Raw genomic sequence first — 20,530 nt, forward strand, 5'->3', positions numbered from 1 at the left:
CGCTGTGATTGGGCCAGTGCGCCGGTATCGGCATTGCCCGGTCTGATGGGCGCCGGCGATGTGCGCGACCAATAGGTTGCGTAAGATGCGCGTGTCATCGAGTTCTGTTGTGTTCTGTGAATCTGGCTGTTACCGAGCCCAGCCCGCCGAACGTCGCGGTGACCACATCTCCCGCGGTCACCGGCACCGCGGCCGTGACCGAGCCGGGCAGCACCACATGACCGGCTTCGAGTACGACCCCGCGGGGCCCGAGGGTGTTGGCCAACCAGACCAGCGCGTTCAACGGCGAGCCCAGCACCGCGCCGCCGGCGCCGCTGCCCACGAGCTCCCCATTGCGGTGCAGCACCCCGCCGACCAGCCGGACGTCCACCTGCGTCAGCGGGACGGCGGTGCTGCCCAGCACCACCGCGCCCGAAGACGCGTTGTCGGCGATGGTGTCGACCAGTTTGATCTTCCAGTCCCGGATCCGCGAGTCGATGATTTCCAGCGCCGGGGTCACGAACGCCACCGCGGCCATCGCCTCGGCGACTGTGACTCCCGGCCCGGCCAGCGGCTTGCCGAGCACGAACGCGATCTCGGGCTCCACCTTGGGCGCCAGAAACGTCGACGAGTCGATCGGCTGCGATTCCAGAAAGAACATGGTGTCGGTGAGGTGACCGAAGTCGGGCTGATCCACCCCGATCTGGCGCTGCATAACTGCCGAACTCAATCCCACCTTGTGCCCCTTGATCACCGCGCCCTCGGCCAGCCACCGCTGCACCTGGCCCACCTGGATCGCGTACGCGTCGTCGACATCAAGGGCGGGAAAGTGTTCGGTCAACGGATCGATCGGCTCGCCGCTGCGATACGCGGCTAGCAGTAGGTCGATCGCGTGGGATCGCGCCTCGGTCGTCATCGTGTGCCTCGCTTGTGGTGGTCGTGGGTTCGGCGGGGCTGGCCGCCTGTTGGTGTTGTGCGCTGGTAGGCGCGGGTCACAGTGTTTGAGCGACCCCGGGGTAGCGGGTGATGAACCGGTCGGCGTAGAAATGTTCGATGTCGGTGCGGGTCTCGCCGATAGCGGCCTCGAGTGCGTCGATCATCGCCGGCGGTCCGCAGGTGTAGATGTGGCAGTCGTGCAGGAGCTGGGTGGGGAGCTGGTGTATAGCGTCGGTGACGAATCCACGCGCACCGGTCCAGGCCGATTCCGGTGGCTCTTCCGACAGGACGGCGCGGAACTCGAACTGACCGTTCCAGCCACGGCGTAGGTCGTCGATTTCGGCCAGGCAGTATAGGTCGCGCTGTGTCCGTGCCCCGAACAGCAGGACCGTGGGACGCGCACAGCCCCTGCGGGCGGCGTCTTCGAGTAGCGCCTTGATCGGTGCCAGCCCGCTGCCGCCGGCGACGCAGAGTAGGGGCTGCTCGGCGGGGCGTAGCCAGAGGTCGCCGAACGGGCCGGCTAGTTGTAGATGGGAGCCTTCCCTGTTGGTGTCGAACAGCCAGTCGCTGAATTGCCCTCCGGGTACGTGGCGGACGTAAAAAGTGGCGCGGCGCCGGTCGGCGTCGTCGGGGGCGGTGGCGAAGGAATATGACCGGGGGCCGGTTAGGCCGTCCATCCGTAGTTCGGCGTACTGGCCGGCGGTGTATTCCAGGTCGTGCTCAAGTGTGACGGTGATCTCGGCGATGTCGTGGGTGAGGGCTCGGTGTGCGCTGATTACCGCGCCGGTGTGGACGAGGGGGTGCTCGGGCATGTCCGCGAGCCCGGCGACGTCGAGTTCGATGGAGGTGCGGGCGATGCTTTGGCAGGGCAGGATGTAGCCGTCGCGCAGTTCTTGCGCGGTCAAGGCGATGGCGGAGTCGACGATTTCGCGGACTCTGCCGTGGAGGAGTTTGGATTTGCAGGTGCCGCACGTGCCGACGGTGCAGCTGTGCGGGAACGCGATGCCGGCGGCCAAGGCCTCGTTGAGGATGGAATCTTTGCCGGGCACCTCGAACTGTTTGTTGGTGCCGATGATTGTGGCGGTGCGCGGTCCCTGGTTCTTGCTGCGGGAGAAGAGTTTCACGGTGGGTTGTCCTCGGGGCGGTGGCCGGTTCGGCTCTGGCGGGTGGGTTATTGCTCGTCGGCCAGAAACGCCGCGACCAGACGGTTGAAGGACGCTGCGTGTTCGATTTGGGTCCAGTGCCCGCACCGTCCGAACATGTGCAGTTCGGCGTTGGGGATCAGCTCGAACAGCCGCCGCGAGGTGTCAGGTGGTATGACCTGGTCTTCGCGGCCGTGCACAATCAACGTTGGACATGGGATGTGACGGATGGCGTCGTCGACGGTGATCATCGCGTCAAGCCAGCGCTGGCGGGGGGCGGGGAACATCGCCGCGTAGGACTCGTGGAAGCCTGGTTGCACGCTGGCTTGATAGCGCGCGGTCGCCAGGTCGTCGGTCATCAGGTCGCGGTTGTAGGCGAAGTAGTCCAGCACGCGGCGCATCGCCGGCACCGAGGGCTGATAGCCCCACACCGCGTCGAGGCCCTCGGTGACCGGGAAGGGCACCCCGGCGCTGCCCATCAGCACCAAACGCTGGACGTGGTCGGGATGTCGGGTGGCGATTCGCAATGCCAGCGCGCCACCGAAGCTGTTGCCCACCAGCGAATACGACGTGAGTCCGAGCGTGTCGAGAAACGCTTCGATGTGGGCGATCCAGGTGTCCATAGTGTAGTCGTGCCCGTCGGGGCGTTGGGTGTAGCCGAAACCGACGAGGTCGGGTGCTAGGACGTGATGGCTGGCGGCCAGGGCGGGGATGGTCAGTCGCCAGTTGGCGTAGGCCGACACGCCCGGGCCGGAGCCGTGCAACAGCACCACCGGTGCCGCGGCGGGGTCGCCGGCATGCAGATAGTTGGTTCTGATTCCGTCGGCGTCAACCGTTGCGCCGATGGCGGGGTTGGTGGTGTCGGTGTTGGCGGTCATCTCAGGGGTTTCCGTTCTGGCGTGCGAGGTCGAGGGCGACGTCGACGATCATGTCTTCCTGACCGCCGACGAGTCCGCGGCGACCCACTTCGAGCAGGATGTCGCGGGTGTCGAGGTCGTATGTCGATGCGGCGTGTTCGGCGTGACGCAGGAAGCTGGAGTACACCCCGGCGTAACCCAGGGTGAGGGTTTCGCGGTCCACTTGAACGGGGCGGTCCTGCAGGGGCCGCACCAAATCGTCGGCGGCATCCTGCAGAGCGAACAGGTCGCAGTGGTGTTGCCAGCCCAAGATGTTGGCCACCGCGATCAACGGTTCGATGGGGCAGTTGCCGGCGCCGGCACCCATTCCGGCCAGGGACGCGTCCACGCGGGTGACACCGTTTTCGACGGCGGTCACCGAGTTGGCCACGGCCAAAGACAGGTTTTGGTGGGCGTGGATGCCCAGTTCGGTGTCGGGTTGCAAGATGTCGCGGTAGGCCCGTACCCGGTCGCGGACTCCGTGCATGGTCAGCCGCCCGCCGGAGTCGGTGACATAGACGCAGTGGGCGCCGTAGGACTCCATCAGCTTGGCCTGCGCAGCCAGCGCATCCGGTGGCGCCATGTGGCTCATCATCAGAAACCCTGACACGTCCATGCCCAGTTCGCGGGCTTTGGCGATGTGTTGGGCGGCGACATCCCCCTCGGTGGCGTGGGTGGCAACCCGGACCGAGGTGACGCCGAGGTCGTGGGCGCGTTCGAGCTGGCTGATGGTGCCGATGCCGGGGACGAGCAGGGTGGTCACGCGGGCCCGCTTGACCACGCTGCTCACCGCGCCGATCCACTCGGCGTCGGTGTGGGCTGCGGGCCCGTAGGTCAGGCTGGTGCCGGCGAGCCCGTCGCCGTGCCCGATTTCGATGGCGTCCACACCGGCTGCGTCCAGCGCCGCTGCGATGGCACCGACCTGCTCGAGGGTGTAGCGGTGCCGCACTGCGTGCATGCCGTCGCGCAGCGTGACGTCCTGGATGTACACCCGGGGCCCGCTGCCCTCGTCGGTGAGTGTTGTCATCGGAGGCCTTCCGTGGGCTGGGTGCGGTGTGTGGGTTCGCCGGCGGCGAGGCGTTCGGCCACCCGCAGCGCGGCCGAAGTCATGATGTCGAGGTTGCCGGCATAGGCGGGCAGGTAATGGGCCGCGCCCTCCACCTCCAGGAAGACGCTGACCTGGGTGCGGTCGGCCGGCTGCAGGTCAGGATTGAGCGTGTGCACATCATCGGATGCCGACCGGTCGCTGAACTGCACTTCTTGTTTGAGCCGGTAGCCGGGCACGTAGCCGGCGACCTCGGCCACCATCTCGTCGATGGATGCGCGGATCTTGTCGCACATCCCCGCATCGAGACGGTCGGTCAGGCATAAGACGGTGTCCCGCATGATCAGCGGTGGCTCGGCCGGGTTGAGAATAATAATCGCTTTACCCCGCTGCGCGCCGCCGACGTGTTCGATCGCCGCGGAGGTGGTCTCGGTGAACTCATCGATGTTGGCACGCGTGCCGGGCCCGGCCGACTTCGAGGCAATGGAGGCCACGATCTCGGCGTAACACACCGGGGTGACGCGGGCCACGGCGGCCACGATCGGGATGGTGGCCTGCCCGCCGCAGGTGACCATGTTGACGTTGGGGGCGTCGAGGTGCTGCTCGAGATTGACCGGCGGCACCGTATACGGACCGATCGCCGCAGGAGTGAGGTCGATGAGCCGGCGGCCATAGGGCGCCAGCGCCTCGGCGTTGGCGATGTGCGCTTTGGCCGACGTCGCATCGAAGACGATGTCGATGTCGGCGAAGTGCGGCATCGCGATCAGTCCAGCGACCCCGTCGGACGTGGTGGCAATGCCCAGGCGGCGGGCCCGTGCCAGACCGTCGGAGTCCGGATCGACGCCGACGAGGGCGGCGACTTCCAGAACGGCTGAGGTCCGTTTGATCTTGAACATCAGATCGGTGCCGATGTTGCCCGATCCGATGATCGCGACTTTGGTGGTCATCGTAAAAATCCTTTCCCAGGCCCGGAGTCAGAGTGTCGGTTAGGGGCGGTGACGAGCGCGGTCACGTCCCGACCGTCACAGGTCGGCTTGTCTCACCCGCGCACAGGGCGCAGGCGTTGGTGGTGCCGATGCGTTGCCGCAAAGGTGGCTCGAGGTGGGTGAGGACGGCGCCGGCGGGTTGTTCGCGCGCCGCGAAGGGGTAGTCGGTGCCCAGCACGACGTGGTCTTCGCCGAAGCGTTGCACCGCGAGTCGCAGACTCGCATCGTCGTAGGTCAACGAATCGCACCACAACCGGCGCGCTGCGTGAGAGAACGATTCCCCGGTGGCGGTGGCGGTGCTGAGATGTTGCCCGCGGTCCAAGCGTGGCAGCAGCGCCGGAAGCGCTCCTGCGCCGTGCGCGAGGACGATTCGCGCTGCGCGTGCGGCCTGCACGGTGCCGGCACACAGCAGCGCGGCGGCGGCCGCGGTTTCGGTGGGCATGCCCAAGCCAAATCCTAATCCCAAGTTACTCATACGCGGATCAAGGTCGCGGTCGACCGGGTGGATGAAGATCACCGCAGACAGTGACGACGCGGCGTCGAAGAACGGCGCGAACTGTTCATCGGTGAGTTCGAGGGCTCCGACGCGGGTGCCGATCTCGACGCCGACGAATCCGAGCTCGGTCACGCACCGGGTCAATTCCGCGACGGCCAGCGCTGGGTCTTGCATCGCAACCGCGCCCAGAGCCAAGAATCGGTGTGGCGCCGAGGCGACCATGGCTGCCAGAAAGTCGTTCTGGGCGCGCGCCAACTCCGCGGCACCGGGCGCGGGCTGCTCATGGCACAACGTCACCGGGATCGGGGAAAGAACCTGCACGGCGATGCCTTCACGATCCATATCGCAGATCCGCGCCGCAGTCGACCAGCAGGTGTCGTCGATCCGGCGATACAGCCGGTCGTCGAGGACGATCTGGGCGCTGCGCTCACCGGTGCGCTCGACCCGAGGAAAACACCCTGCGTTCGTCGCCCCGACGTCGGGCAGATCGGGGTCGATCGCGTGGGTGTGAAAATCGATCCTGCCCTGGGCCAGACCCGCGAGCCGCTCCGACCACACCGTCGGCTGTGCCATCAAACTCGATACCTCGAAACTGTTTTACGACCCCATGGAGGGATGGTGAGCCCGGGTCAGGGCTGGTAGAGGGCGAACACCTTGTTGGAGTTGAACACGTCGGTCTCGATGAACTCTGTCCAAGACGGTCTCGGGGTTCCGAGTGCTTCCATGGCTCCCAGCAGCGGGAACCAATTGAGCAGTTCCTGCTGGCCCGAGTCCTCCAGATCGGTCAGCGAGACCGCGCGCCAAGCGTCAACATCACCGGCGAGAAGCCGGTCGTACAGGTACCGGTCGGTGGCCGTGTCGGGCCGCAACCGCCAGGTCTTGTCACACAAGAAGGCATGCGACCAACTCGACGACGCCACCAGCGCGACTCGCCACGGCGACTCGGCCATAATTTGGCCGACTGCCGCGCCGACGGTCACCATGCGCGCCGGATGCGGCGAGGGCGGATCGAGTTCCCGGATGTCATCGACCCGGCTGGCAAAACCCTGATAGCTGATGACCCGCCGCCCATAACAATTGATCGGAAACGGGATGACGGGATAGTCGAAACCCGTGCGGTGGTAATCGAGATAGAGGATGGCATTGAGGAACGCGTGGGGCAGCCCCGGGTGGTGCAGCGGCTGATACGCATAGGCGGCATCGATGCCGCGGTCCAGCAACGAACTCACCAGGTGCTTGGCGACGTCTCGGCGGCCGCGCACCTTGAACACCGTCGTGTCAACGGCCTCGCCCCACACATTGGGGCGGTCAACCATGTCCGAGGAGTGATCAGCGTGCGCCCACGGCCGGACCTCCATGTCATCGTAGGCCTGCACTGAGAAGGCAGGGATGATGTCCTCTCGGAAATTCTCGTACTGGTCATCACCCCAGATCAGCACGACGTCTGGAGCGAACTCGTCGAGGGCGTTGCGGGCCCGTTCGAAACCGGCGACCAGGCAGGCACGATGAGCCGCGGCAGCCGACCGCCCCTCGTCAGAACCCCACTCCCGGCGCATCAACTCGGGCCAATTCACTGGATCCTTTTCCGCAGCGGGAATGCCCGGATCATCCAGAGCCTTACGCAACAGGGCGGCCATGTCGTCGTCGCGGCCGCTCAGCGGCGGGTAATGCGATAACCCGATTCCCAGCACGTCACCCATGACCATCCTCCTGTGGTGTGTAACACACGATCCTCGACCACCGAGATAGTACAGGGATATAAATATCTGGGTCAACAAGCTTTGGCTGCTAGACTCCAGCCGGAGTCCTCAAAGTCCTTCGCACAGGGAGCTCAGGTGAGCATGCAGCCAGCCGATCGATCCGCCTACGCCGCCGCCGGGCGAGCGGGGCTGTCGGTGCCCGAGCAAGTTTCTCTCAGCGCACAGGAGGCCGGCGATGATTTCGACCCGGAGTCGCTGACCGTGATGATGTTGCTCTACCGCGCGGTCGCGGCGGTGGACCGCACGCACGCGGCGGAACTGGCACCCTACAAACTCAGCTTGGGCCAGTTCCAGGCGCTTAGCGTGTTGCACCGGGTGCAGGAGCCGGTCACGATGGGCGAGCTGGCTGAGTTGCTGTCGGTGCGGCGCGCCAACCTCACCGGCCTGATCGACACCCTGGCGCGGCGGTCGTTGGTGCAGCGGGTGCTCAACCCTCACGACCGGCGCTCGTTCCTGGTCGAGATCACCCCGGCCGCTGAAGCGCTGCTCGCGGGGTTCCTGCCGCGCCACTGGCGTTACCTCAACACGCTGACCGGCGGGTTGTCCAGCGAGGAGTTACGACAGCTGGCCCAGCTGCTGGACCGGCTGCGGAGCTCGGTCGAATCTGCCCCCGCGTGCCCGTCCCCGGCCCCGGCGCCGACCGCGACGAACGGCGAGCGAGACGCACTCCAGGGCGTCCAGACATCAACGCGACCAGTCGCCCTGCGCTGATTGGCGCGCCCTGCCGCGGGCCTGCCGCGACTCGCCGAACGCGGCAGGCCCGCTGTGACACACAAGCCCGCTAGAACGACGAGCTGTTGAGAGGCCGCACGTGACGTATGTGATCACCCAGAGCTGCTGCAAGGACGCCAGCTGCGTGGCGGTGTGCCCGGTGGACTGTATCGGGCCCATCGGCGCGCCGGGAGGTTCCACTGACTCCGAGATGCTCTACATCGACCCGGCGGCGTGCATCGACTGCGGCGCTTGCGTGCAAGAGTGTCCCGTCGGCGCCATCTACCACCAAGACGAAGTGCCGCCCGGCCAGCAACGGTTCGTTGACATCAACGCCCGCTACTTCCAACTCCACCCCTCGGCGGCCGGCCCGCCGGCGCCGCGCCGCGACCATGCCCCGGTGCTGCCCGGGTCGCTTCGCGTGGCGATCGTGGGCGCCGGACCCGCAGGCTGCTACGCCGCCGGCGAGCTGATCCGCATCGACGGGGTGCAGGTGGCGATGTTCGAGCGGCTCCCCACGCCATACGGGCTGCTGCGCGCCGGAGTAGCACCCGACCACCAACACACCAAAGCCATCGCCGACCTGTTCGATACCACGCTGTCTCATCCCCGCCTGCAGTGCCACCTCAACGTCGCGGTTGGCCGCGACCTCACCCACCACGAGCTGCTCGCACACCATCACGCGGTGATCTACGCAACTGGCGCCAGCACCAGCCGGGACCTGGGGCTGCCCGGCGAACACCTGCCCGGCAGCCACACCGCCGCAGAGTTCGTCGGCTGGTACAACGGCCATCCCGATCACGCCGACGCCAAATTCGATCTATCCGGCCAGCGGGCGGTGATCATCGGCAACGGCAACGTCGCGTTAGACATCGCCCGCATCATGCTGACCGAGCCCGATGCGCTGGCACGCACCGACATCGCCCAGCACGCGGTGGACGGGTTGTCCACCAGCGCGATCCGCGAGGTCGTCATCCTGGCGCGGCGCGGACTCCGCGACGCCGCTTTTTCGGTCGGGGAGTTCCTGGCCCTCGGCGATCTGGACGGTGTCGACGTCGTCATTGAGGACGCCGATCTGGAAGACACTCCCGGCGACGACGCCGAAACCGCGCTCAAGGTCGACATCGCCCGTGAATTCGCCCACCGGACCCCGACGCCCACCCGCAAACGAATCGTGTTCCGGTTCCTCACCACACCGGTCGAGATCGTCGGTGACACCAGGGTAGAGGCACTGCACGTTCGGGGCCCAGGTGGCCACACCGTCGTCATCGAAACGTCGCTGCTGCTGCGGTCCATTGGCTACCGCAGCACCCCCATACCCGGGGTGCCGTTCGACCCGGCCAGCGGCCGGATCCCCCACGGCAACGGGCGCGTGCACGACCACGACGGCAAACCCACACCCGGAATCTATGTCACCGGCTGGATCAAACGGGGACCACAAGGAGTGATCGGGACCAACCGCGCCTGCGCCGAACAAACAGTGACACGGCTATGGACAGACTTCGACAATGGCCTGCTCACCCGAGACATCGGCGAGCCTACCGCCCTGGCGGACCTGCTGGCCGAACGTGGTGTCCACCCGCTGTCCTGGCAGGACTGGTGCGCGATCGAGGCCGCCGAACGCCAACGCGGTCTCCACAGCTCCCGTCCGCGTGCCAAGTTCGTCCGCATCGCCGACGCACTCGCCGCGGCCCAGAAGTAAACGAACATAACGCCTGCTGGCATCATCACCCGGCAGTGGAAACTCCCCGGACGGCAAACTTCGCCACGAGTGATCGGCGCCACGAAATTCGCACCGCCGCCTGGCCAGCCGACCCGCTCTGCGATGATCCCGTCGATTCCTGAGCAACCGGTTTGGTGTAACGCGAGGACCCCGCAGCAGCCGCACGGTACTACCGCGGTGGGCCGCCGCGATGGGATCTACCCGACCCGCCGCTGGCCGGCCAGGTCCTGGCGGCTTACAGACGACCGTCGGGCAACGCGTGCCGGGCCGGACGCGGCCAGTTGGTTATGTGGCTTGACTATCGCGTGTTGGAACCTTTAGGCTGTGCGTGATCTGCTTCACACCGCTCTGAGGTTGTGAGTCGGTTCATCAGTCTGTTTGTCAAAGGAGACGACATGTCGTTGGCGTACGACTCGCTGTTCATCGGCGGCGAATGGGTTCCCTCGGGCGATGCCACGCCCATCACGGTGGTGTCGGCGAGCACCGAGGAGGTGCTGGGACAGGTACCGGAGGCCACCGAGGCAGATGTCGACGCAGCGGTCGCGTCGGCGCGCGATGCGTGCGACGACCCGGCGGGCTGGTCGCGGTGGGAGCCTGCGCGGCGTGCCGAGGCGTTGGAGAGGCTGGCCGACGCGCTCGACAAGCGGGGGGAGGACATCGCGCATCGGGTCAGTAGTCAGAACGGTATGCCGATCGCGGTGTCGCGCCAGCTGGAGGCGGTGTTCCCGGCGACGCTGTTGCGCTATTACGCGGGCATGGTGCGCGACCGCGACTCGGAGGAGCGCCGTCCGGGGTTGTTCGGTGGGACCACCCTGGTGCGGCGTACGCCCGTTGGCGTGGTCGGCGCGATTGTGCCGTGGAACTTCCCGCAAACGCTGGCCGCGTTCAAATACGCTCCGGCGCTAGCCGCCGGCTGCACCGTGGTCATCAAGCCCTCACCGGAGACGGCGCTCGACAGCTATCTGCTGGCCGAGGCCGTGCAGGAGGCAGCGCTGCCGCCGGGCGTCGTCAACATCGTCACCGGTGGGCGCGACGTCGGCGCATATCTGGTCTCGCACCCCGGGCTCGACAAGGTCGCGTTCACGGGGTCGACCGGTGCGGGCCGCCAGATCGCCGAGACGTGCGGGCGGATGCTGCGCCCGGTCACCTTGGAGCTGGGGGGCAAGTCCGCGGCGATAATCCTCGACGACGCCGATCTGAACTCGGCCAACAGCGTGCAGAACCTGTTCGGCGCGACCCTGCTCAACAACGGTCAGACGTGTTATCTCTCCACACGGATTCTGGTGCCGCGCAGCCGCTACGCGCAGATCGTGGACGTGTTCAGCGGCTTTGTGGAGGGGTTGACGGTCGGTGATGCGCTCGATCCTGACACGCAGATCGGTCCGATGGCCAGTGCCCAACACCGGCAGCGTGTGGAAGGGCTCATCGACCAGGGGCGTGCCGAGGGGGCGAGGGTCACCGCGGGCGGAGGCCGGCCCGCGCAGCTGGACAAGGGCTGGTTCGTCGAGCCGACGGTATTTGCCGACGTGGACAACAGCTTCATAGTGGCACGGGAGGAGATCTTCGGCCCGGTGCTGTCGCTGATCCCGTACACCGATGTCGACGAGGCGGTGCGGATGGCCAACGACTCCGATTACGGGCTGGGAGGCACCATCTGGACCAGCGATCCCGAGCGTGCCGTCGAGGTGGCCCGTCGCGTGCACACCGGCACGATCGGGATCAACCACTATCTACCTGATCCCACTGCCCCGTTCGGCGGGGTGAAGGCCAGCGGCCTGGGCCGCGAGCTGGGCCCGGAGGGGCTGGCCGCCTACGAGCAGCAGAAGTCCATCTATTTGGCCGCGTCGGCATCCGGTAACTGATCGAGACATCCAGGAGACGTTCGATGACGATAACTAGTACCGCGGCTGTGGTTCGAGGCAAGGGCGGGCCCTTCCACATCGAAGACGTTCAAATCGGCGAGCCGCGTGCCGACGAGGTGCGGGTGCGCATCGTGGCCAGCGGCATCTGCCACACCGACATCATCGTGCGTGACCAAGTGCTGCCGCCCGGTCCGCCGGCGATTCTCGGGCATGAGGGCGCCGGGGTGGTGGAGGCGGTGGGCTCCGAGGTGCGCTCGCTGGCCCCAGGCGATCATGTGGTGCTCGCGCCGGTGTCGTGCAGTAGGTGTCGCAACTGTGTGAGCGGACATCCGATGAATTGCGATGCCTTCACACCGCTGAACTTTGGGGGCCGCCGCGCCGACGGTTCCACGGCCTACCGCGACAGTCACGGCGCCGAACTCAATGCCCACTTCTTCGGCCAGTCCTCCTTCAGCCACCACGTGATCGTCCCCGAGCGCGGCGCGGTCAAAGTCTCCGAGCGGGCGCCGCTGGAATTGCTGGGCCCGTTGGGCTGCGGTCTGCAAACCGGTGCCGGCGCGGTGCTGACCGCGCTGGCGCCGCCCGCGGGCGCCAGCATCGCGGTGTTCGGCGCAGGGGGGGTCGGCCTGGCCGCGGTCATGGGTGCGGTGATCGCCGGCTGCGACCCGATCATCGCGGTCGACCTCAATGCGTCGCGACTCGATATGGCCGTCGAACTGGGCGCTACCCACGCCGTGAAAGCCTCCGACGACGCCGAGGCGCAGATCCACGCCATCACCGGCGGAGGAGCAGACTTCGCGCTGGACGCCGTCGGGTTACCAGCGACCCTACGGCAGGCCGTTACCGCGCTCAACGTCGGCGGCACCGCCGGGCTGGTCGGCGCCAACGCCCTTGGGCAAGAGGTGTCCCTTGACCTCATGCACCTGCTGTTCGGGCGCACCGTGAAGGGAATCATCGAGGGCGACACGGTGCCGGGACTGTTCATCCCCCGTCTGGTCGAATTGTTCCTGCGGGGACGCTTCCCCTTCGACAAGATCATCGAGCGCTACCCGTTTACCGAGATCAACACCGCCATCGCGGACACCGAAGCCGGCCGCGCCATCAAACCCGTGGTCCTCTACTAACCCCCACTAACCCACAGCCTGACATGCGCCGACGATGAGAAAGGTATAAAATATGGACGCCTTACGCTATTACTTGGTAAATCTGGTCGTCGGGGTCACCGTGGCCGGTTTGTGGCTCGGCGGTGGCTGGGTCTGGGCCGGCATCGCGACGTTCCCGATCCTGATGCTGCTGGATATCGTGTTGCCCGCCGACCACAAGGTCCGCACCATGGGCGCGGCCTGGCTCGCCGAAGTACCGCTGTATCTGCATCTGCCGTTGCTGGTCGCGGTGTGGACCCTGTTCGCGCTGCGGCTGGGCGCCTGGACCGGGCACACTGCGGTCCCTTTGCCGGGCGGGACGGTCAACGCAGCCGAAGTCGTCGGCATGGTGCTCTCGGTCGGGTGGATCGGCGCGGTGCCCAACCTGCCGATCGCGCACGAGTTGATGCACCGGCGCTCGCTGTTCCCACGCGCCGTCGCCAAGGTGTACAGCACCGTCTTCCTGGACCCCAACCGCGATGTTGGGCACAAGCTGACCCACCATCTGGACTTGTGCACCGAGGCCGACAGCGACACACCCCGGCGCGGGCAGACCATCTACGCGTTCATGTGGCAGGCGTCCTATGGGGCGTGGAAGGACGGCGTGGTCACCTCGGTGAACTCGTTGCGCAAACGCGACATGTCGGTGTTTCACCCGAAAAACGCCGTCTATGTCGAGGTCGGCCTGTTGACTGCGCTGTTCGCTGCGATGTACGCCGCCGCGGGGCTGATCGGAATGGCGGTCGCCGCAACGGCGATGGTGTTCTCGAAACTGTTGGCGGAGGGGTTCAACTATCTGCAGCACTACGGCATGGTCCGGGTGCCGGGCTCACCGATCCAACTGCATCACGCCTGGAACCACCTCGGGGCGATCATCCGGCCGCTGGGTATGGAGATCACCACCCACATCGAGCACCATTTCGACAGCCGCTACAAATACCACGAGTTAAAGCCCCGGCCCGAGGGTGCCCAGATGCCCAGCGCGTTCAAGTGCTTCGTCTACGCGCTCATTCCGCCGCTGTGGGAAGCCAAGATCGCCAAGCCCCGGCTGCGGCACTGGGATGAGCAGTTCGCCTCCCCCGCCGAGAAAGAACTGGCGATGGCCGCCAACGCCCAGGTCGGCTGGCCGCAATGGGTCGATACCCCGGCCTCGCGGCCAGCCGCGAACACCGGCCCCGCCACGCGTGACTTCAGCGAGCGGTGACCGGCTCGTGAACAACCTTCAGCACCACAGCGGCTGTCAGGAAAGGACAGGAAAGTGATCGGACCAGCTGCCACGCAGCTCATTGTCGACGACCCGGATGGTGGGGTGTTCCGTATTCATCGTTCAGCGCTGACCTCGTCGCAGATTTTCGAAGCCGAGCGCGAGGTCGTGTTCAACCGGTGCTGGCTGTACCTGGGGCATGAGTCCGAGATCCCCGCCCCAGGTGACTTCGTGCGCCGCTCGGTGGCGGGGCGGCCGCTGATCTTCGTGCGCAGCGCCAAGACCGGTCAGATCCGGGCGTTGCACAACACCTGCCCACACCGCGGCGCCACGGTGTGCCGCACCGACTCGGGTAATGGCAAAGTGTTTCAATGCTTTTACCACGCGTGGTCGTTCAACACCGACGGCGACCTGGTCGGTGTGCCCGACCGACAAGGCTACGGGCCGGCGTTTCGCATGGAGGAGATGGGCTTGCGGCCGGTGGCCGCAGTCGAGTCGTATCGCGGTTTCGTGTTCGTCACCTTCGACCCCGACGCCGAGAGTCTGGTCGACTATCTTGCAGGCGCCCGCGACTACCTCGACCTGCTCGTCGACGAATCGGAGTCTGACTGGGCGGTGGTCAAGGGTTCCAACCAGTATTCCATCAACGCCAACTGGAAGCTGCTCGTCGAGAACAGCATCGACGGCTACCACGCCGCCCCCACCCACGACACCTACATGAAGTACCTCAGTTCCATGGGGATCGAGGTGGCCGGTGGGCTCGCCGGACGGGGCCGGGCTTTAGGCCGGGGGCATGCCGTGATGGAATACAAAGCCCCGTGGGGCCGGCCGATCGCGAAATGGGAAAAACAGTTCGGCGAAGAGGCGCGCCCGCAGATGGAGAACATGCGTTCCCGGCTCGTCGAGTTGTACGGTGCTGAGCGCGCCGAGGTGATGGCCGAGAACAACCGTAACCTGTTCATCTACCCCAACCTGATCATCAACGACATCCAAGCGGTCACGGTGCGCACCTTCATGCCCACCGCGGCCGACCGCATGGAGGTCAGCGCCTGGCATCTGGCCCCGAAAGCCGAAGCGCCGCACGCGCGGGCGCTGCGGCTGGAAAGCTTCCTGAGCTTTTTGGGACCCGGCGGGCTTGCCACCCCCGACGACGTCGAGGCCCTCGAGTCCTGTCAGGACGGGTTCGGCAGCGGCGGGGTCGAATGGAATGACATTTCCCGCGGCATGACGCGTGAGCCCAAAGCCACCGACGAGGAGCAGATGCGGGCCTTCTGGCGGCGGTGGCGCGAGCAGGTCAGCCCGCAGCGCGAGGCGGTGTCATGACCATCGAACAACTCACCACCGCCCCGACCGGGGCGGGTGCGACCGCGGGCGGTGCGGTGCAGCGCGGCGACGTGGAAGATCTGCTGTACCTGGAGGCGCAACTGCTTGACGAGTGGCGCCTGGATGAATGGGCGCAGCTCTACACCGACGACGCACAGTACATCATCCCGGCCAACGATCTGCCCGACCCGGAACCGGATCGCGACCTCGTTCTGGTCAACGACAACAAGTTCCGGCTACTGGCCCGGGTGGACCGGCTCAACAGCCGCAAAGCGCACCGCGAATACCCCCATGCCACGACCCGCCACCAAGTCAGCAACGTACGCATCCTCGACCAATCAGGCCAGGAGATCGCTGTCAGCGCCTATTTCACGGTGTGGCGCTTCCGCAACGGCCGCGACGATCACTTTGTCGGGCGCTACGACTACCGGCTGCGCCGCGCCGACGGTGGCCTGCGGATCTGTTACAAGCGCGCGGTGATGGACATGACGGTGCTGCGTCCCGCCGGCGCCGTGAGCATCATCCTATGAGCGGCGGTCGGCTCGCCGGCCGCCGCGCCGTAATCACCGGCGGCGCGACCGGGATCGGATTCGGGGTGGCCCGCCGATTCCTCGCCGAAGGGGCCGCGGTGCTGCTGGCCGGACCCGACGACACGGCGATGAAAAATGCGACGACGCAACTGTCGGCCGACGGCACACACGTCGTGGCCGCCCACGTCGAGGACCTAAGCCAGTCGGGAGCCGGTGAACGGCTCGTCACCGCGGCGCTGGAGGAACTGGGCGGGATCGACATCCTGGTCAACAACGCTGGCGGCGGTGTGATCACCGCGACCGATCACCACACCGAGCAGACGATTCGACGCACGATTGACAATAACCTCTGGACCACGCTCAACTCCACCCTGGCCGTACTTCCCCCCATGCTCGCCGCCGGCTATGGGCGCGTGGTCAACATCGGTGCCGAATCCGTGCGCAACGGCCTCAACGGACACGCGATATACAACGCCGCCAAAGGCGGCGTGCATGCCTTCGCCGTCGGTTTAGCCCGCGAATACGCCACCAGCGGCATCACCGTCAACACAGTCGCGCCGTCCTACGTTCTGACACCCGAGATCCAAGCCGGCCTGACAGACGGGACCCTGCCCGAGGAATTCCGGTCGATCACCGACATCGCCATCAGCCTCATCCCGATGCGACGCCCGGCCACCGTCGACGAAGTCGCCGCCGCGGTGCTGTTCCTGGCCTCTGAGGAGGCCAGCTTCATCACCGGACAAGTGCTCAGCGTCAACGGCGGAAGCAGCATGGGCTGACCGCACCCACCCACCTGCGCCCGCGTCGAGAATGAGGCGACGTCGCGTGCGGCCGCTGACCCAACTGCCGCGAAGTAGCGCCGATTCATGCAGCTCACGAAGGGAATCACCTGACAATGTCGATGACGTCCACCCCCCGCGATCCCGCAAATCGCGTGGCGGCAAACGCCAGCGAATCCAATCCCGGATTCCTGTCCCACCATGTGGGTGACCGGCCGGGCTGGCTGCGACGTGCCGCGACGGCGCTGGCGGCGACGCTAGTAATGGTGATTCCGTCGGTGGGTGTAGCGGCACCGGTCAACGCGGATCCGGCGCAGTTCGAGCAGCAGTGCCCCCAACCCGACCCCAACTGCTGGGGATCCAACGAGTCCCGGTACGCTGCGTTCTACACCCCCCGACCCGCTGCCCGCCGCAAAGCCCGGCGATCTGATCCGCTCAGAGCCCTCACCACTGGTGCTGGAACCGTCAGGCCAGCTGGGCGCCTACGTGGCCGACGGCACCCGGATCATGTGTACCGCAGCACCGACAACAGCGGCAACCCGGTCGCGGTCACGGGCACCTACTTCGAACCGCACAACCCCTGGCCCGGCCAAGGACCCCGGCCCCTGATCGCCTTCGCGACCGGCCCGTACGGGCTGGGTGATCAATGCGCCCCATCACGGATGTTCAACCAGGGCATCCACTTCTCCTCAGGCCTGGACCTGCACCTCGGCTACGAGGAAACCTTCATCGCCACCATGGTGGCGCGCGGATTCGCCGTCGTGGTCACCGACGGCGTCGGACTGGGCACCCCCGGCCCGGTCCCGATCCTAATGCGACAAGCCGCCGGCACCGCCCTCCTCGACGCCGCGCGCGCGGCGATGAAACTGCCCGGCACCACGCTGGATCCGCACGGGCCGGTCGCGCTGTGGGGCTGGTCTTCGGGCGGGCAGGCCTCCGGCTCGGCGGCCGAACTCGCACCCAGCTATGCGCCCGAGCTGAACCTGGTCGGCGCGTGGATCGGGGCCCCACCGGCTGATCTGACCCTACTGCCGCCGTTCCTCGACGGCAGCATCTTCCTAGTCGCGCTCGGCTACGCCCTCAACGGGATCGCCGCCGCGTATCCGCAGGCCGCTCCGCTACTTCTGCCGGCCCTATCCGATCAGGGCAAAGATCTGCTGACCCGCTCGTCAACCATGTGCGTGGTCGAAGGGGTTCTGACGTTCAGCTTCCATCACCTCAACGAATACTTCACCGTCGATCCCGCCGAGGTGTTCAGCTCAGAAGCAGTGCGAACCGTTCTGAACGCTCAACGCCTCGGGACACTGAAGCCCGAGATACCGGTGTTCATCAGCACCAACCGATTCGACCCGTTCTTCCCGTGGGGAGGCTCACGTCAACTCGCGCTGGACTGGTGCGCCAAAGACTCCGACGTCGAATTCTGGACCAACCGCCAACCGCCGTTCCTCAACAAACTCGCGATCAACCACCTGCTGCCCTACTTCGTCGATGGCGAACGCGCACTGGGATGGATCGCCGACCGTTTCAACGGGTTACCCACCACATCCCATTGCGCAGACATACCAATCGACTAGACCGTATGGGAGGCTGGGGCCTCACTGCATGTGAACGTGGGTTGCCGACAGGAAATGGGTCCCGGCCGGTAGAGCCACAGATGTAGAGCAATGATCAGATCTCGGATATTCAGATCATCCTCGAGAAGGTGCGCCCACTTTCACGCCCCCTCGCCGAGGCTCATCCACAAGTTCTGATCATTGCTCTGTGATGCGTTCCTCGCCGCGATCGCCCGCTGGGGAGCACCGTTCGAGGTGCTGACCGACAGCGGTAAATAGTTCACCGGCACGTTCACCAGGCCACTACCGGTTCAAGTCCTCGTCGAACGGATCTGCGCGACAACGGCATCGCGGCCCGATTGACTAAGCGACGCTCACCAACGACGACCGGCAAAGTCGAGGGAGTGGGCTTGACCCCGTTTGGTGGACACGGGGTCAGGCGGCTTGTGCCGTCTGAGTGATTCGGTTCTCGCAGTCGACCGGTGAGGTCATTCCGATGGCCGAGTGGCGCCGGCGGCGGTTGTAAACCCGTTCGATCCAGTCGCCGACGGCGAGCTTAGCGGCCGCCTTGGTAGGCCACAAGTAGCGGTCATAGAACTCGACTTTCATTGTGCCCCAGAATGATTCCTGCTGGGCGTTGTCCCAGCACGCCCCAGTACGGCCCACTGAGCGGGCCAGGTTGTGATCGCGGGCGAACCTGGCCAGCTGCGCGCTGGTGAACTGACAGCCGCGGTCAGCGTGGAGCACGACCTGCTCGGCCAACTCGCCGCGCATCGCCACCGCCATCGCGACAGCCGCCTCGACCAGGTCGGTGCGCATGTGCTCATCGATGGCCCAGCCGATCACCCGCCGGCTGCAGCCGTCACGGACCGCACACAGGTACAGCCAGCCCTCACCGGTGCGCAAGTAGGTGATGTCAGAGGTCCTGACCCGGTCCGGAAGGCCGCGACCTTGGAATCCAACTCGGTGCGCCGCTGCTGGGCCGGCGACGGCCCCGCCGCCTGCACCGTGCGCCACTTGTAGAACCCCGAACGAGACGCTCCAGCAGCGCGCACATCCGGGTGATTGAAGCCTCCCGCGTTTGATGCGCACCTCTCTTCTTGGGAAGGTGCATATCGTGGCGAGCAAGTACGACTCGGAGACCCGAGCCAGGGCTGTACGGCTGGTACTGGATTACCGTGAGGACTATCCGAGCGAGTGGGCGGCGATCACCGCGGTGTCGAAGCGGTTGGGGATGACGGCGGAGACACTGCGCAAATCACGGATGCTGATGTGCCCTGGGTTGTCCGGAGTCGGTTTGCTTGACTTTGGGTCACGACGTCCGTTGAAGGAGCCGTGTCCGTGCCGAAGCGTTACCCCGAAGAATTCCGCCGCAAGGTGCTCGACCTGGTGGCTGCTGGCCGCCCCATCGCCCAGATCGCCGCCGATCTGGGTATCAGTGACCAGACCATCTACGGGTGGCGCAAACAGGAACTGATCGACACCGGGCAGCTCCCGGGTCTCAGCCGCGCCGAGCAGGCCGAGCTTGCCGCGGCCAACAAGCGCATTCGGGAACTCGAGACTGAGGTGGCGATCCTAAAAAGGGCCCGTGAGCTGCTGCGGGAGCCGCACGACCCAAAAGGCGGTACGCGGCCATAGCCACTATGGCCGCAGAGAGACTGCCCGTGCAGACCGCCTGTCGATTGCTGTCTGTGGCCGAGTCCGGCTACTACGAATGGCGGTCGCGACCACCTTCGGCGCGGGCAGTGCGTCACGCTTGGCTGACCGAGCAGATCCGGGCGGTTCACATCGCCTCGCGAGGCACTTACGGGGGCCGGCGGGTGCATGCCGAGCTCACGCTGGGGCTCGGCCTTGCCGTTGGGCACAATCAGGTCGAACGGCTGATGGCCCGCGCGGGCATCAAAGGTCTGCCGGGCAACCGGCGGCCTCGGTGCCGACACGAGACCCCGACGGCGACTGATCTGGTCGAGCGGATGTTCACCAGGGAGGCGCCGAATCCGCTGGGGTCACCGACATCACCGAACACCGCACCTATGAGGGCAAGGTGTACTGCGCGGTGGTCCTCGATACGTTCTCCCGGCGAGTCGTCGGGTGGTCGATCGACGCCAGCCAGACCGCGGCCCTGGTCACCAACGCCCTGGGCATGGCGATCGCTAATCGCGATCCGCAGGCCGGCATCGTTGTTCACAGCGATCACGGCGTGCAGGGCGGATTCAACTGGTCGTCGCAACACCTTGACCGTGGAGGTGTTGCGCAGTGGCAACGAAAGACTGGGCGGCGAAGACCAGCGATGTGCCCGAGGGTGCGCGTCGGCAGTGGCGTTCGGATCGGGCGTTGCGACCGCCGATGCGTTCGCCGGGGCGGCCCGAGCCCTCACGGGCGGTGCAGCGGCAGTTTTGGCATCTGATCGCGACGGGCATCACCTCGGCCGAAGCGGCGCTGAAAGTGGGCGTGTCCGTGCCG

The 20,530-nt window shown here is 66.2% G+C and carries 18 protein-coding genes and 3 pseudogenes; 13 read left to right on the top strand and 8 right to left on the bottom strand.

The features are described 5' to 3' along the window. Positions 1–94 precede the first annotated feature (94 nt). From ACEWX3_RS03380 to ACEWX3_RS03410, 7 genes are all read right to left on the bottom strand, one after another. Entirely contained in the window at positions 95–895 is an 801-nt protein-coding gene (locus tag ACEWX3_RS03380) for a 2-keto-4-pentenoate hydratase (RefSeq protein WP_105389243.1), read from the bottom strand. A 76-nt stretch (positions 896–971) separates the two neighbouring features. Next, the gene (locus tag ACEWX3_RS03385; protein ID WP_165804737.1) at positions 972–2,039 is read right to left on the bottom strand and encodes a 2Fe-2S iron-sulfur cluster binding domain-containing protein; all 1,068 of its coding nucleotides are present in this window, start codon (positions 2,037–2,039) and stop codon (positions 972–974) included. Positions 2,040–2,086: 47 nt separating this feature from the next. Next, positions 2,087–2,935, bottom strand: a complete 849-nt coding sequence (locus ACEWX3_RS03390) for an alpha/beta fold hydrolase (RefSeq protein ID WP_105389245.1) — start codon at positions 2,933–2,935, stop codon at positions 2,087–2,089. 1 nt (position 2,936) lies between these two features. Next, on the bottom strand, positions 2,937–3,980 hold the full coding sequence (gene dmpG / locus ACEWX3_RS03395) for a 4-hydroxy-2-oxovalerate aldolase (protein ID WP_208674136.1): 1,044 nt from the start codon (positions 3,978–3,980) through the stop codon (positions 2,937–2,939). Then, positions 3,977–4,945, bottom strand: coding sequence for an acetaldehyde dehydrogenase (acetylating) (locus ACEWX3_RS03400; protein WP_105386719.1), 969 nt, complete (start codon positions 4,943–4,945; stop codon positions 3,977–3,979). Before ACEWX3_RS03400 ends, dmpG begins: the two co-directional genes overlap by 4 nt. 61 nt (positions 4,946–5,006) lie before the next feature. Continuing rightward, the gene (locus tag ACEWX3_RS03405; protein ID WP_105386720.1) at positions 5,007–6,053 is read right to left on the bottom strand and encodes an amidohydrolase family protein; all 1,047 of its coding nucleotides are present in this window, start codon (positions 6,051–6,053) and stop codon (positions 5,007–5,009) included. A 56-nt stretch (positions 6,054–6,109) separates the two neighbouring features. Beyond that, positions 6,110–7,180 (bottom strand): extradiol ring-cleavage dioxygenase, encoded by a 1,071-nt coding sequence (locus ACEWX3_RS03410; RefSeq protein WP_301161698.1) that lies wholly within the window; start codon positions 7,178–7,180, stop codon positions 6,110–6,112. Between the two features lie 141 nt (positions 7,181–7,321). Between ACEWX3_RS03410 and ACEWX3_RS03415 the strand changes: the two genes are divergently transcribed. From ACEWX3_RS03415 to ACEWX3_RS03455, 9 genes are all read left to right on the top strand, one after another. Then, the gene (locus tag ACEWX3_RS03415) at positions 7,322–7,951 is read left to right on the top strand and encodes a MarR family winged helix-turn-helix transcriptional regulator (RefSeq protein ID WP_233209539.1); all 630 of its coding nucleotides are present in this window, start codon (positions 7,322–7,324) and stop codon (positions 7,949–7,951) included. 100 nt (positions 7,952–8,051) lie between these two features. Further along, positions 8,052–9,653 (top strand): FAD-dependent oxidoreductase, encoded by a 1,602-nt coding sequence (locus tag ACEWX3_RS03420; protein WP_301161688.1) that lies wholly within the window; start codon positions 8,052–8,054, stop codon positions 9,651–9,653. Positions 9,654–10,069: 416 nt separating this feature from the next. Then, a complete protein-coding gene (locus ACEWX3_RS03425; protein WP_301161689.1) occupies positions 10,070–11,536 on the top strand; it encodes an aldehyde dehydrogenase in 1,467 nt (488 codons plus the stop codon). A gap of 23 nt (positions 11,537–11,559) precedes the next feature. After that, positions 11,560–12,660, top strand: a complete 1,101-nt coding sequence (locus ACEWX3_RS03430) for an NAD(P)-dependent alcohol dehydrogenase (protein WP_102810004.1) — start codon at positions 11,560–11,562, stop codon at positions 12,658–12,660. A gap of 52 nt (positions 12,661–12,712) precedes the next feature. Continuing rightward, positions 12,713–13,882: a fatty acid desaturase gene (locus ACEWX3_RS03435; protein ID WP_301161690.1), complete on the top strand. Its 1,170-nt coding sequence runs from the start codon at positions 12,713–12,715 to the stop codon at positions 13,880–13,882. Between the two features lie 54 nt (positions 13,883–13,936). Further along, positions 13,937–15,205, top strand: a complete 1,269-nt coding sequence (locus ACEWX3_RS03440) for an aromatic ring-hydroxylating dioxygenase subunit alpha (protein ID WP_301161691.1) — start codon at positions 13,937–13,939, stop codon at positions 15,203–15,205. Continuing rightward, positions 15,202–15,735, top strand: coding sequence for an aromatic-ring-hydroxylating dioxygenase subunit beta (locus ACEWX3_RS03445; RefSeq protein WP_102810007.1), 534 nt, complete (start codon positions 15,202–15,204; stop codon positions 15,733–15,735). The genes ACEWX3_RS03440 and ACEWX3_RS03445 overlap by 4 nt, the downstream gene beginning before the upstream one ends. After that, positions 15,732–16,514, top strand: a complete 783-nt coding sequence (locus ACEWX3_RS03450) for an SDR family NAD(P)-dependent oxidoreductase (RefSeq protein WP_301161692.1) — start codon at positions 15,732–15,734, stop codon at positions 16,512–16,514. The genes ACEWX3_RS03445 and ACEWX3_RS03450 overlap by 4 nt, the downstream gene beginning before the upstream one ends. Positions 16,515–17,023: 509 nt before the next feature. After that, a complete protein-coding gene (locus tag ACEWX3_RS03455; RefSeq protein WP_374158693.1) occupies positions 17,024–18,088 on the top strand; it encodes a lipase family protein in 1,065 nt (354 codons plus the stop codon). 414 nt (positions 18,089–18,502) lie between these two features. Here ACEWX3_RS03455 and ACEWX3_RS03460 read toward each other — a convergent pair. Then, positions 18,503–19,015, bottom strand: a pseudogene (locus ACEWX3_RS03460) (IS3 family transposase); the annotation flags it as partial. Between the two features lie 169 nt (positions 19,016–19,184). Between ACEWX3_RS03460 and ACEWX3_RS03465 the strand changes: the two are divergent. The 4 genes and pseudogenes from ACEWX3_RS03465 to ACEWX3_RS03480 form a co-directional block, all read left to right on the top strand. Next, positions 19,185–19,322 (top strand): annotated as a pseudogene (locus ACEWX3_RS03465) (IS3 family transposase); the annotation flags it as partial. 80 nt (positions 19,323–19,402) lie between these two features. After that, positions 19,403–19,705, top strand: coding sequence for a transposase (locus ACEWX3_RS03470; RefSeq protein WP_301161693.1), 303 nt, complete (start codon positions 19,403–19,405; stop codon positions 19,703–19,705). A gap of 5 nt (positions 19,706–19,710) precedes the next feature. Continuing rightward, positions 19,711–19,971: pseudogene (locus ACEWX3_RS03475) on the top strand (IS3 family transposase); the annotation flags it as partial. A 110-nt stretch (positions 19,972–20,081) separates the two neighbouring features. Continuing rightward, the gene (locus tag ACEWX3_RS03480) at positions 20,082–20,474 is read left to right on the top strand and encodes a DDE-type integrase/transposase/recombinase (protein ID WP_224188671.1); all 393 of its coding nucleotides are present in this window, start codon (positions 20,082–20,084) and stop codon (positions 20,472–20,474) included. Positions 20,475–20,530 lie beyond the last annotated feature (56 nt).

The sequence above is a fragment of the Mycobacterium sp. G7A2 genome, from assembly GCF_041902445.1.
GTDB lineage: Bacteria > Actinomycetota > Actinomycetes > Mycobacteriales > Mycobacteriaceae > Mycobacterium.